This is a genomic window from Pelagicoccus mobilis, from assembly GCF_016595505.1.
In the GTDB taxonomy this organism is placed as follows: Bacteria; Verrucomicrobiota; Verrucomicrobiia; order Opitutales; family Opitutaceae; genus Pelagicoccus; species Pelagicoccus mobilis.
Genome location: NZ_JAENIL010000005.1, coordinates 1 through 13,316 on the forward strand (window position 1 = coordinate 1; position 13,316 = coordinate 13,316).

The window sequence follows — 13,316 nt, forward strand, 5'->3', positions numbered from 1 at the left end:
AGACCGGGTCATCGCTTGGCGAAGCTAAGGTCTAGCGACGAAGGAGCGGTGTTAGAATCAACACTCGTTCGCTTCACTCACTAGATCCCTTCACTCCGTTTCGGGCAAGGACACGACTGCGTCGGCAAGGACTTCCAGTAGACCACTTCGGGTTGCTCATTTCAAAGTTAACTCGAGTGTTACAGTAAGCGTCGCCAAGAAAGAGCTAGGAGTGAAACGACCATCTCATCGCGCCACCCTGATCAAAGTCATTGCCGGTTGAAGACCGGGTCATCGCTTGGCGAAGCCAAGGTCTAGTGACGAAGCAGCGGTGTTAAAATTTACACTCGTTCGCTTCACTCACTAGATCCCTTCACTCCGTTTCGGGCAATGACCCGACTACTTCGGCGACGACTTAAAAAGGAGTATAAATCTCAGCTCTTACTTGAAAATCTTCTGGTAGAGCTCTGCTCCGACAAACTCGGCCTTCTCACCAAGAGTACGCTCAATACGAAGGCATTCGTTCCATTTGACCATGCGTTCGCTACGAGCGAAGGAACCGACCTTTAATTGGCCTGCATTTGTCGCGACAGAGAGGTGGCAGATGAACGCGTCTTCGGTCTCACCGCTACGAGCCGAGACCACAGGCAACCATCCTGCCTCTTGCGTCATCCGAATGGCATCAATCGTTTCTGTAACGCTACCGATTTGGTTGAGCTTGATAAGTACGCTATTCGCCGCACCGCGCTCAATGCCTTCCTGGATACGTGTTGGGTTCGTTGTGAACAGGTCATCGCCAATAATCTGAACCTTGTGCCCAACCGATTTCATGATCTTATCCCAGCTTTCCCAGTCAGTGTCCGCAGCTGGATCTTCGACTGAAATGATCGGATACTTTTCACACCACTCGATCATAAGATCCGCAAACTCTTCACGCGTGAAGCTACGGTCTTCGAGGCGGAACTTGTAAGTCTGAGTTTCTTCATCGTACAAGTCGCTGGCTGCAATATCCAGCGAGATTGAGGCCTCTTTCCCAGGCGTGTATCCGGCGCGCTTTATCGCTTCTACGAAGGTATCGAAGACTTCTTCATTCGTTTCGAACTCTGGCCAATATCCACCTTCGTCCGCCAGGCCGTAGTACTTGTTCCGTTCACGGAAGATGTCACCAGCAGCGTGATACACATTAAATGTGATTTCGAGAGTTTCGGCATAGTCTTTTGCTCCGGTAGCGATCACAAGAAAGTCTTGCACGTCGGTACGCCAATTAGCGTGAGCGCCACCACCGATAATCTGGATCTCAGGAAGTGGAAGAAGATTCCCCTCACCTCCTCCAAGCGACTCATAGAGCGGCACACCTTTGGCATTCGCAGCAGCATTGGCGACAGCCATGGATACACCAAGGATCGCATTCGCTCCAAGCCGGCTCTTGTTTGGAGTTCCATCAAGATTGATCATCGCTTGGTCAACAGCTCGCTGATCATAGGCGTCTAGCCCAACGACTGCGTCCGAGATTTCCCCATTAACATTGGCAACAGCCTGAAATACAGACTTCCCGCGAAATTTACTCTTATCCCCATCTCGAAGCTCCAATGCTTCGAACTGGCCGGTGGAGGCACCGCTCGGAACGAGGCCGCAGCCCTTGACTCCGTTTTCTAAGGTAACTTCGACCTCCACGGTCGGCATGCCACGAGAATCGTAAATTTGGTAAGCGTCTACAGATTGTATTTTCATTTTTTAAAGGTGGATATTTGCCCACGAAGGGCTCGAAGGTTCACAAAGGATTTATTGAAGATCAGGTCACATTCCATTTCGTATCTACTTTTTAACCACAGAGTGCACAGATATCACAGAATGTCATTGGGTTGTAGGGTTGGACCTCTTGACGGCCGGAGCCTTGGCGTAGGACGTTAGTCCAGACCGCATAAGTTTGATCAATCAATAGTCTTTCATTCAATTCGATTCAGAGCTTGCAATGCGGTCTGCACACGAGGTGCAACCCTACAGGCGATACAGCTGATCAAACCAGCCGCTCTCAACTTGTTCTAGATGGTTCAGTGGGTGACTAATCATTGGTTTAATCGTCTTTCGGACGAACTCTTGCTTCTCGCTAGCGAGGTATTCGACTGGGCTCTTGCCGTCGACTCTAGCGAGCATGAGCATAGGGAGGAGTTTGGCAGTGCGGTTGATGACTCCCTCTGCGTTTTCTGGATTTCCTTCGCGGTAGGCAATGATCGCGGCGTCGATCATATCGGCGAAGGCGAGTCGCTTGGGAGCGTGGTACAGACTTTTGAGAAAGAGATGATTGAGATAAAAACTCAGGTCGAAGGCCGCGTCCGCGTAACACGCCACTTCGCAATCGAGCGGCACGAGACGGTCTTCGCTGTAGAGTATGTTCTTCGGGCTATAGTCCCCGTGGATCAAACACTCGCGGCTTGTCATCAAACGCTCTGCTTCCGCGAGTATCAGTGGTTTGATGTCCTCATGCTTCTCGGCTGTCGCACGCAGGTAGGGATCGATGCGGAGTTGGTCAAAGTTCGGGATTGAATCAAACTCAGCAAGCACCTTCACATCACCCCAGGACGCTGCGTGGATCTCGCCCAGCAGTTTGCCAGCCTTGGCCGCTAACTCGATTGAGCACTCGCCTGCCAGCATGGCTTGCTTCCAGTTCTCGAAACCGTCGAGGAACTCCATCGCAAACAACCCTGCCTCAGCATCGCTTCCCACAATCGCTGGCATCGCGTCTGGTCGCATTTCGCCGACATAGCGGATGTAGGCTTGCTCGGAATGGTTGCGCGATGTGTCCGCGAACCAGTCTGCTTCGACTTTTAACTTCGCCAAGGCACGCTTCACCACGAAACGTTTCTCCCCGTCCTCCACGAGGTATATCTCACTGGATACACCACCGGTTAGCGGAGTTAGTGTAGCTTCAGGTGAAGCTATCCATTCACGCTCTATTAAGAGCGACTTTAGTTCATCTGCTGGGGCAACACTCATCTTTATTGGTCGGGCTCGAGAAGCCACTGCCAATCGACAGCTACCTCTACTTCATCACCATCTTCGAATCGAATCAAAACGTTTGCTTCACCTGCAACTGGGCTCACCGAAGCGACCGGCTTAACTCCATCGGTTGGGTGAACTAATTGAGTATGGCGCAAATAGGTCTCCTTCCGAGGAGTGAATTCCTTGGCAGTTTCAATTCCAAATTCCTCTAGAGGATTTTCGCGACTCCGCTCGCAATCGATCGAAAAATAGGAGCAAACGTCCTCTACTCCAATGCGACGACCATTCACGTTATTCCACGGTTCCTGAGCACAGCCGCCGTTTGAAAGCCAAAACAGAGTACTGGGAAACTGCTTCGTGCTTCGCAGCGACAGCCAAACGTATCCATCATAGGATACAGCAGTCCATCCAAGTCGGACGTCATCTGCAGCGCTCATCATAACCAGGTCCTCGTACTGCAGCGGGTTTGGATACTCGGCCACTGAGAGCGTACCCCCTTCTCGAAGTGGAAGCTCATCGATACTTTCGAATCGAGCCCCTTCCTTCAAAACGTTGATGTCCCCTGTTGAAGCATCACCAAACACTTCAGGGTACACACTACCGAATTTGAAGGCATTGATCCGAATCTGAACCGTTTCCTTCTCCGGTATGTACAATACGGGATGGTGACCGTAGTTGAACCGCCCTTCTACTCCCTCGATCTTGTGCTCGATATAGAGTGCACGATGGCCATTCCTCAGCTCCACACATTTTTCGATCAAGCCGGATTGCTGAGGCAACTCAACAGTCAAACGAATGCTGTTTTTCGTTTTCTCTACGATATCCCAAGGCCCATTCGCAGCCGGTCCATGCACTGGACCTCCGTCTTGACCGGGACCGAAGGGGAACCCAAAGAACTCACCACGGAGCCATTTGACAGCAGGTACATCCACCTTGCACTCTTCCGGCGTCCAGCCAGGCAAAGAGTACGGCTTTGCGACCTTCCCGCTCTCATCTAAACAGAATTCGACCGGAGCGATATGACCGACGGGTACAACCACTTCGGCAGATACTAGGTCGGACTGTATTTTGGTAATCATTACAAGGTGGGTAACAAATGGTGCGGTTTGTAGGGTTGAACCTTGGTCCAGACCGCGTCGGCTGAATTTCACTCCTGCACTACGGTCCGCGCCAAGGCACGACCCTACATTGATCAATCCACTAAAGAGGTCTCGCTACAGTCTGGGGTCTTAGATAATCGTAGTATGTTTCAGGGCTGTTTACACCACCGCCAAGACCACTGAGATTTACCCCACCGTACGGTAGTCCGTAGGCAAATACATTGTGGGCGTTGATCCAGTTGTTTCCGCAGGCCATGTTGTCAGCCACACGGTTGGCACGTTCTAGGTCCGCAGTAAAGACGCTATTTGCCAAGCCATAGTCGATCGAGTGCACCTGCTCCATGGCATCGGCCTCGTCCGTGAAGGTCGTAAGGTAGGCGCTTGGACCGAAAATCTCTTCCTTAAAGCAAATGTTCTCCGTATCGCCTTTCAGGAGCGACGGGGTCATGAAGTAGCCTTGTTCACAGCCTTCAGGCGTAACGCACTCTCCTTTTAAGACCGCAGTCGCGCCTTCTGCTTCACCCTTTGCAAGGTAGTCCACAACGGTCTGACGCTGCTTCTCGCTAGCTAGCGGCCCCATACCCGTTTCAGCTTTCAAGCCGTGCCCCAGCTTAACTGATTTTAGTAAACTTGTGACCTTATCGGTGAACGTTTCGACCACGGATTCCTGAACAATCCAGCGCGTCGCAGTACAGCAAACCTGGCCAGTGTTGAAGGTGATCGCAGCCGAAAGCTGCTCAGCTGCCAAATCAAGGTCCGCATCTTCGAACACTACCGCTGCACCCTTTCCGCCAAGCTCAAGCTTGCAGGGAATCAGGTTTCGACCACAGGCCTCGCCAATCTTCTTACCAACGAAGCTCGAGCCGGTGAAGGACATGCGTTTGATCTTCTTGTGATTGCACATCGCTTCACCCACTTCGCGACCGCTGCCCGTCACAACATTAAGAACACCTGCGGGGAGTCCTGCTTCCTCTGCTAGTTTAGCGAAGAAGAGCGTGCTCAAAGGAGTGAGTTCGGCAGGTTTAACGACTACCGTGTTACCTGCAGCGAGCGCAGGAACAATTCCCCAGAGGAGAAGGTTGTACGGGAAGTTCCACGGAAAGATGAATCCACAAACTCCATACGGAACGCGGTGGATACGAGCTTCCATCGCCTTGATCGCCAACGGTGTATCCGTCGGGAGCGACATGGAGAGGTCCGCGAAGTAGCGGATACACTCAACTCCAAAGGGAATGTCGAAGCCTTTGGTATTCTCGATCGTTTTGCCGACGTCGAGCGTTTCAATCTCCGCTATCGTATCGAAATTCTTCTCAAGCGCATCCGCAATGCGGTGCAAGTAGATGGCCCGCTCATTCGCTGGCAAAGCGCTCCATGCTGGGAATGCCTTATCCGCAGCTTCGACCGCCGAATCCAATTCGACGGCTGAAGCTCTACGAACCTTGGCGATCGGTTCAGCAGTACAAGGATCGGTCACTTCGAAGCGTTCGCCCTCTTCATCGGTAAGCCATTGATTGTTGATAAACGAGCCCAACGGGCCGGACAGGAATTTTTTCGTTTCTTCGAGCATTCTATTTTGGGGTTGGGCTCTTAATCTGAATCAAGTTGTAGAGTCGTCGTTTACGACGCACCGCTCTGCAGGGGAATCTGATCTGCAGGTCGCGGCATGGCGGCGAGCGCCAGCCCTACATCGATTTAGTTTTTGAGAACCAAGGGTTAACTATTGAGTATTCAGCAAATTATGACGCGTAGCTAAGGCCTGGATCAGTGAGTTCCATGTCCTTTTCGAGATCGCGTTTTGGCGGGATGCCTAGTTTATCGAGGTCGCCATGGTAGGCTTTTACCGCTTCTTCGGCAGTAAGCTTATCTTCAGAGAGAGCACGCAAGTATCCGACAAACGTTATCGGGTGCTCCGCATCCTTGATCTTACGACCGTAAAGAGCCACACGAGCTCCGTATTTCTTCGCTTCGGTTAGCTGCTTGAAGGCATCGTAAGTCGTGCCGGTTCCTCCACCGAGAATTCCGACGATTAGGTCGCTATCGTAGTTGGCCAACTCCTCCATCGCCTTTGGACCAAAGTAAGGGATCTTGAGGAACTTCGGCCAGTGGGCCCGACCGACTCCCGCGAGCGAACGGACGAGCGCATCATTCACGAACGATGGAACATCCTCCGCTGGGATTCCACAATCCTCCACGTTTGGAGCAAAGACCTCTAGGAAGTAGTCGAAACCTGCCTTTGCGGCGTCCTCACGGAACGCTTTGAACTCAACCAGACTACGATAGTCCGCGTCTAGATCATTGTTGAAAGTCATTGAGTAGAGACCGAGGTTTACTTTCGGATCTCCATCTGGCTCAGCGGTCAAACTGCCGTATTGAGCTTCGTTGATGTCCGCGGAGCGGAAAGGAATCGACGGCTTGTTTCGGTAGTTCGCGACTCGGCTAATCCAAACATCGCTCGTATCGTTAGCACGAATTGCTGGAGTCACTGGACTGTCGACGAAGAGCTTCTCGTCGTGTGCAAGACGGCTCATTACGGAGTTTGAAGCGAGCATTATGTCGATCAAACCACTTGCTGTCATCTCACGCATTTGATCCATGAATTCGTTCATGGAGTAGAAGCGCCCATCTCCATTGCTTGGATACGGAGCCCCAGGGCATGCGATCCCCCAAGCCATGTCCGCATCCTTAGCGTCAGCGATTATGAATTCATTTGCACCCGGATTCTTCCGGAGAATTTCGAGTTTCTTATCGAGAGTTTTCATTTTGAAATGTGTTTTTTTTATGTATCCTTAGACAAGGTGGTGCGTCTTGTCCCAAGACGCACATTCGATGGTCGTCTTCGGAGAAGCCGACCCACCTTTCAATTAGCCATCATCAAATTCTCCAGCCGCCCAGGAACGGATAAAACAGGTTAGTTCTTGGCAGGATGCGCTCCGAGCGTTGCGGACGAAGAAGCCAGAGCTTGCAGCGCCTAATTGAAGTCGTTCTTCAGGTTCAAGACCGAGCATGAGCCCAGCGAAAAAACCAGCGTTGAAACGGTCGCCCGCCCCTACGCTCCGTACTGGCTTCGCGCAGTACGGTCCGTCGATTTTGGCGACTCCACTTGCAGTCGCAGTTACAGCCGTCTTCACAAGGTGAATACTAAATTCGCTGATACCCGCTCTTTCACGCAACTCGCTACTCAAGCGTTCCAGTTCGGCTGGCGTTTCATCAGCTTCGTTTAGACCAACAGCAGAGGCTAATCGATTCGCTTCATTGCCGTTTACGCTTAGAGTAACGCGACCAATTTTCTCGAAACCTCCAATGGTATCGATCAAGTCAACCATATCCTCCTTCGTGCGGCTTGCTGGATCTGCGAGATCAAAGAAAAAATGCGGGCGATGGGAGATTCCGGATAGTGCCTCATCCATCAAGTAACGCCAGCAGTCCGTCATATATGGATACACAGACCAACTCGTGAGAGCGATTCCCTTTGCTTGAGAACAAGCATTGGCAAAGCGTCCGTCAGCCATCTGCTCTTTCAAATACTCAGGAGTGAAGTTGGCAAAGTGGCTAAAGGAGCAGAACATCAACTTGCCATCGTCAAACTCAGTAACCAGTGCTCGGCCCGGCTCCATGCCTACAGGGTCAACGGATACGCACTTCTCAACAAAGGAACCGAAAGCTGGATTCGCCGGAGTTCCAACTCCTGAAAACGCATTTAGCGGGAAACCCATACTAGCGATTCCATCGCCCATATTAACAGAGCAACCACCCGCGACGATCTCTTCGCAAACAAACTCTCGCGATCCGCTACGCCCTGCAGACGCACTCGCCCATGCTCCAAAGTCGCTGATCGTCGGTAGTGCTTTGAACGATACAGGTGAAGTCCGTTCACCCACGATACGGAGCGACTCGTCAACAAAAGCGTCGAACCCGATGACCACCGGAGTTTTTCCGACACTTGAAGCCGCCCCTTTAACGCGATCCGCCAAAGCAGTTAGTGCAGCACTTGTTTCCTGTTTCATCGCACTAACGACTGAGGCCGAAATTTTTGGTGCACTCACGCAGCGGAATTTCTGCGAGGCCACAGAAGTGGTTAAACATTCTTAACTCTGCCAGCCAGTGTCCGTAGCCAACACTCCAATGGTGGTCCAGCCCGCCATCGAAGATCGTACCCATGATCTGACAGAGCGAGGCTTCACCAGTCGCTTTGAAGAGACCGTAGGTTCCCCGGTAGTCGAGCGGTGTATCTTCAAACTCTCCTTCGAAAGCGAACCACTTGGTCGCGTCCGGAGCCATGTAACGCATCACCGTGACAGGTCCGTTCGCAAGAAGGAATTCGAGCATTAAACCAACAGCCGTTTCAGGGTCTCCATTTTCCAAAATAGAATGACGAGCCGCATTGAACTTGGTTCCCGGTTTTAGCAAACGAGTGGGAGACGCACCACAGTGCCAGATACCGAGACGATCTTGCTCCTGCTTCCAAAGGGAGAGATCCATCATCGTCGGAATCGCTTCACCGTTGGAGAGCAGGTAGAGCGAGAGAGAAGAAAGCAGACCATTCATCTCACCTTCCTCCGCTACGCAGAAACCGTAGTCATTCATCATGGATACAGAGCCATCGATGGCGCACCCGTAACAGTCGAACAAGTCAGGCCAGCTCTTCACAGTCGCGCCGAGGTAGCCATGCTCTCGGGCCAGGTCGAGCATACCCAAACCGAAGCGACTCGTTTTGAGGATCTGCTCCTCTGGTAGATTGACTTCGTTACACGATGGATGGTTGATCAACGCATCCTTGACTCGAATCAAATCAGCATCGGCGAACTTGTTCTTCGCATGCTGATAAACCGCCTCCAGATCTACACGGTCGAAGTTACAACCGAGGTTCTTCATGACCGCCAGCTCATCGACCTCACCGTCGTAGAAAGCTGTCACACGCGAACCTCCCGCATGAAGCAGTTTGGCGTACGCGAAGCTCTGGCGGGTGTAAGCAGCTCGACAAAATTGCTCGAGCAAAGGAGCCGCCTTCTTGCCGATTGTCTCGTGTAACCATGCATAAGGGACTCCCATTTGCTTCCACATTTGCAGAAGGAAATTCTGGCAAGTCAGGCTGTTCGCCTCATTCGCGCCACCTGTTCCCTCTTCCGGCCACGCCCATGAGAGCAGAGGAACTTTGTGATCCAATGCCCAGCGCCCGAAATAAGAACCAATTTCCCCTGCGGTATAAGCAGCGTGGAAAAAAACAACGCCTGCGATCCCCTCCTGCAGCTTCGTATCCAAAAAAGCGCATAGCTCCCGAGGATCCTCAAACGGTTCATCGGCTCGGAGAACTTCAACCGGTAGTCCATCAACTGCATCTACCAAGACGTCGTGAGCAGCGGTGTAGCGTTCGCAGGCCTTATCCCATGGAAAGTGAATTTTAACCCCGCACGCTACGATCACGATGCGAGCTGCTTTAGGCTTGGGGAGCGGACCGACCAAATCGGCAACAACATCATTGAGAACACCCTTCTTGGGGATTGGGGGAAGAAACTTGTTCGTCATGCCCCCAAACTAGCTGAATCGAGCTTATCGAACTACGCTTAGGCCTGCTTAAACTTATACTTTGTTCACATTTCGAATCAAATCTTAAAAGTTTTAAGCGGTTTATTCGGCAATCTTGACAGATTTGTGTTTTATGAAAATCCGCCGCAAAAACAGATCGACCCTCCCGAAAAGAGAGGGTCGATAAAATTGCCTCATTTGCAGAGAGCCTGACTACCAATCGACAAACCACATTTGAAGACAGCTGGCATTTCTAGCATACCCAAGCACCGCTCTCATCCTCCTATGGTGAAACGAACAATTCACCGGGAAGGAACCCCGAGAGACGATAGCTCATCGTAAGAAATACGCCGTAATTCTAATCGGTTTCTCAGAACACCGTTAGTACGGATCGTTCTAATTCCTGCACAATTGTGCCAAGTCTTCTCCCAAGGTGACTAACTGTTATGCGGCTTGGCTATTTCGTCCGTAAATTCGATCCGAACCGGATATGCCATCCCGTAGGCTGGCTTTTTTGGCAACCTGATTTCAAGGCCCTCCCGGGTTTGCTTCCAAACGAGTTCCTTATCGACACCTAGAAGTTTGATAGAAGCGATACCGCTAACATCCGCTCCTGCCAAAGTCTTGATCAGCAGCTTACGCCCCGGCCAATCCAAGATGGTGGCATAGAGGACATCATTGGCCTTATTTCGGGTGAACCGGATGTCATCGCTCGTCGCTACCATCTTCTTGCGACCATGCTTATCCTTCTCATACCACTTGTCGCCAACTTCCCCATACACCTCGTATGGGCGCGTCGCGTAGACCGCCTCACCGTTGATTTTCAACCAAGCCCCCAACTCCCGCATCATCTTCTTCTGATCATCCGGGAAGGTTCCGTCAGACTTGGGAGCGAAAGAGAGCATGAGCACGCCGCGCTTGCTCACGATATCCATCAACTGATCGACGATATGATTGGTCGGCTTAATCGCGACTCCAGGAACGTAGCTCCAGTTGTGGTCGTCGTAGACGCAGTCGTCTGTCTGCCATACCATATTACCAATCTTATCCATTCCACCCCGCTCGTAGTCACGCACCGCGGTTCCGGGCTTATACCAGCGGCTCTTGTAATTGAGCACGACTCCCGGCGACCCATACTCGCCCTTTCCCCATTCGACTGCTTTATTATAGTAGTGAGCTCCAAATTCGCGACGCCCTGGCTCGAATTCCGGTTCGCGATGCCCCCAATCGAAATAGTAGAGATCTGGCTGGTAGAGGTCCGCTAACTCCTTGGTTCGATCTATCCAACGCTGTACATCCCGCGGACTCGGACGTAGCTGATCACGACTTCGAGCGAACCAAGCCCAACGCCCTTCCCTCGTATCTTGCTCCTCGGGTTTCACCCTTAGTGCTTCGAGACCGCCTTTGAGAAAAATCGGAGTACCGTAGAGATCCTGATTTTCCGGATCCTTGGCATCGTAGCCATTTATGTGGTTCCATTGGAAAAACTGCACGTTGAAAGCGGTATGGTTCGACACGCCAAATTTGAGTCCCTTCGCTCGGACCGCTTCGGCAATCTCTCCTACAAGGTCGCGCTTCGGCCCCATGTTTACGGAATTCCATTTGGAGAGCTTCGTATCCCACAAGCAAAACGCATCGTGGTGAGCACCCATCATAGTGAAGAATTTCGCTCCACCCTCCACGCAAAGCTCAGCCCACTCGTCTGCATCGAAATTCTCCGCCTTAAACATTGGAATGAAATCCTTGTATCCAAATTTTCCAGGATCGCCGTAGGTCTTCTTATGATGCTCATGAATCGCAAGCCCTTGATCGAATCGGGAACTCTGGCCTTCCTTACAATACATCCACCGCCCGTACCACTCTCCGGCGTGATCTCCCATAAATGCAGGCACTGAGTAGACTCCCCAGTGAACCCAAAAACCAAGCTTAGCATCCTCATACCATTCAGGCGCCTCGTAGTTTTGGAGCGAATCCCACTCTGGCTTGTAGGATTGAGCTGTTGCAGAAACTGTTAGAAGGGAGAGGAGTATAATTGCTAGTCGTTTCACGAGATGTAGGGGATTCGCGAGAATCCCCCACAGCATAGAGGACTCGGCCGAGTACGCATCCGTGCATTTCGGTGAAACGTTTGACTCCAACCTACTTTCTGCCGTTAACCAAGGAGTACGCCTCACCGGAAACTGCGTTTCAAATTCAATGTCCTATCTTCTCGAGTTCATAGCCGTCTGCTGCGTATTCGGAATCTTGATCCAAAACGCTTCGTTCAAGAAATGGCTCAAAGAGCTCAGTCCTCGCTCCCAGTTAATCTTGGTCGGTTTTGTCCTGATTATGACCGCTGGACACTTTGTTCGCTCATCCAAGGCGACCTTCCCCTTCGTGCATTGGGACATGTACACAAAACCTCTCCAGCATTTGGAGATGTATCACTTCGAGTTGGAGGCCACCTTGAGCGACGGCCAACTCATTGAACTAAACCCTAGTCGGCTATTCCCGTCACTCGGCTTCGGTTCGTTGCGGATACATAATAAGATCCACAACTTGTGCGTACGCTTGGAAACGGACGCGAAAAGCTACGAGTCAGATGCAAAAGAGCTACTGGAAGCGATAGCCTACCAATACGAACGCAAGCACCCGCAGGCCTCGCTTGATGCAGTATCCCTAAAATGGATCACCGAATCACTTTCCGATAACTCCTCTCATTCGGAAGTACTTTTCAACCTGAACCGCTCTCAAGGCTAGATGCTACACGCCGCCCCAAGCGAAAGTTACGCAAATCTAGTACGAATCACGGTATTCGGCATTTGGATTCTCAAGTTCGTTTTTGATCCGATCCAAGACCTTTCGGTCCTTCCCTTATCCGTATTCAGTCCCCCATTTCCTCTCAACGCCTTGCCCCCGCAGTGGCACAACGTTCTTCTCAGCTGGCCAGCTCTGATCACTATCAAATGCGTCGGAGCCCTGTCCTGCCTCGCTTGCTTCAATAGAAAACTGATTCCCGCAGCCGGACCGATCGCCTCCCTCTGCGTCATTCTCTACCAGTGTCTCGTTCGTGGTTTCGGTCACGTGAACCACGCCGAAGTGATCGCCCTGATAGCGGTACTCGTCTACACTTGCTACTCCTTCTCCAAAAGTAAGCAGAGCCACCCCGAGCCCTTCGCAATCACATTGCTCCTCTGCCTTTCATACACGTTGATCGGGGCCCATCGTTTCATAACCGGAGGGAGCGAAATATTTCTCTCGGATACCGTACTATTCTGGGCGGAGAACAACTCCAAGCTCACTAGCTATTTTGACTTCAACTTGGGAACCTCGGTGGCACATAGCCCCTTTCTCGCTCTGGGTCTAAAAGCAGGATTTCTATGGATCACAATTTGGGAGTTCATCGCCCCGCTTACACTGATCTTTTCGAAGCTCCGGATTCCCTTCCTGGTTTCCATACTCGGATTCCACTTATCAGTCCTTCTCACGATGAATATCCTCTTCTGGGAAAACACAGTTCTATTAGCTGTGCTGTTCGTTCCCGCGTTTCGGAAGACCGAAAAATCGTAGATCGGCGACCGCAAAAACGCCATCGAAGCCCCATTAAGGTAGAACTGAACCTGTCGCTTTGGTGGCAAAATGGAAGAGCTTGCCGTTGCTCGTTTTGTCCGAATCCGGATCAAAACCCACAGGGGTAAAGCGCTCATTTCGCATGTCCAGCGGTATCAAACGCTT

At 51.5% G+C, this 13,316-nt stretch carries 10 protein-coding genes; 2 read left to right on the forward strand and 8 right to left on the reverse strand.

Annotated elements, in window-relative coordinates:
• Positions 1 to 420: 420 nt before the first annotated feature.
• The 8 genes from eno to JIN87_RS03420 all read right to left on the reverse strand — a co-directional run bounded on the left by eno (position 421) and on the right by JIN87_RS03420 (position 11,650).
• On the reverse strand, positions 421 to 1,710 hold the full coding sequence (eno, locus tag JIN87_RS03385) for a phosphopyruvate hydratase (RefSeq protein ID WP_200354112.1): 1,290 nt from the start codon (positions 1,708 to 1,710) through the stop codon (positions 421 to 423).
• A gap of 267 nt (positions 1,711 to 1,977) precedes the next feature.
• Complete coding sequence (locus JIN87_RS03390; RefSeq protein ID WP_200354113.1) at positions 1,978 to 2,973, reverse strand: phosphotransferase family protein; 996 nt, start codon at positions 2,971 to 2,973, stop codon at positions 1,978 to 1,980.
• A gap of 2 nt (positions 2,974 to 2,975) precedes the next feature.
• Entirely contained in the window at positions 2,976 to 4,058 is a 1,083-nt protein-coding gene (locus JIN87_RS03395; RefSeq protein WP_200354114.1) for a hypothetical protein, read from the reverse strand.
• Positions 4,059 to 4,179: 121 nt separating this feature from the next.
• On the reverse strand, positions 4,180 to 5,646 hold the full coding sequence (locus JIN87_RS03400; RefSeq protein WP_200354115.1) for an aldehyde dehydrogenase family protein: 1,467 nt from the start codon (positions 5,644 to 5,646) through the stop codon (positions 4,180 to 4,182).
• 169 nt (positions 5,647 to 5,815) lie between these two features.
• A complete protein-coding gene (locus JIN87_RS03405; protein WP_200354116.1) occupies positions 5,816 to 6,838 on the reverse strand; it encodes a hypothetical protein in 1,023 nt (340 codons plus the stop codon).
• Between the two features lie 102 nt (positions 6,839 to 6,940).
• Positions 6,941 to 8,083, reverse strand: a complete 1,143-nt coding sequence (locus JIN87_RS03410; protein WP_200354117.1) for a PfkB family carbohydrate kinase — start codon at positions 8,081 to 8,083, stop codon at positions 6,941 to 6,943.
• Positions 8,084 to 8,087: 4 nt separating this feature from the next.
• Positions 8,088 to 9,602 carry an L-fucose/L-arabinose isomerase family protein gene (locus JIN87_RS03415; RefSeq protein ID WP_200354118.1) on the reverse strand — a complete coding sequence of 505 codons (1,515 nt, stop codon included), beginning with the start codon at positions 9,600 to 9,602 and terminating at the stop codon, positions 8,088 to 8,090.
• A 437-nt stretch (positions 9,603 to 10,039) separates the two neighbouring features.
• Entirely contained in the window at positions 10,040 to 11,650 is a 1,611-nt protein-coding gene (locus JIN87_RS03420; RefSeq protein WP_200354119.1) for an alpha-L-fucosidase, read from the reverse strand.
• 148 nt (positions 11,651 to 11,798) lie between these two features.
• Here JIN87_RS03420 and JIN87_RS03425 point away from each other — a divergent pair, with 148 nt between their 5' ends.
• Positions 11,799 to 12,341, forward strand: a complete 543-nt coding sequence (locus tag JIN87_RS03425) for a hypothetical protein (protein ID WP_200354120.1) — start codon at positions 11,799 to 11,801, stop codon at positions 12,339 to 12,341.
• The gene (locus JIN87_RS03430; RefSeq protein WP_200354121.1) at positions 12,342 to 13,151 is read left to right on the forward strand and encodes a hypothetical protein; all 810 of its coding nucleotides are present in this window, start codon (positions 12,342 to 12,344) and stop codon (positions 13,149 to 13,151) included. It begins immediately after the preceding gene.
• Positions 13,152 to 13,316: the final 165 nt, after the last annotated feature.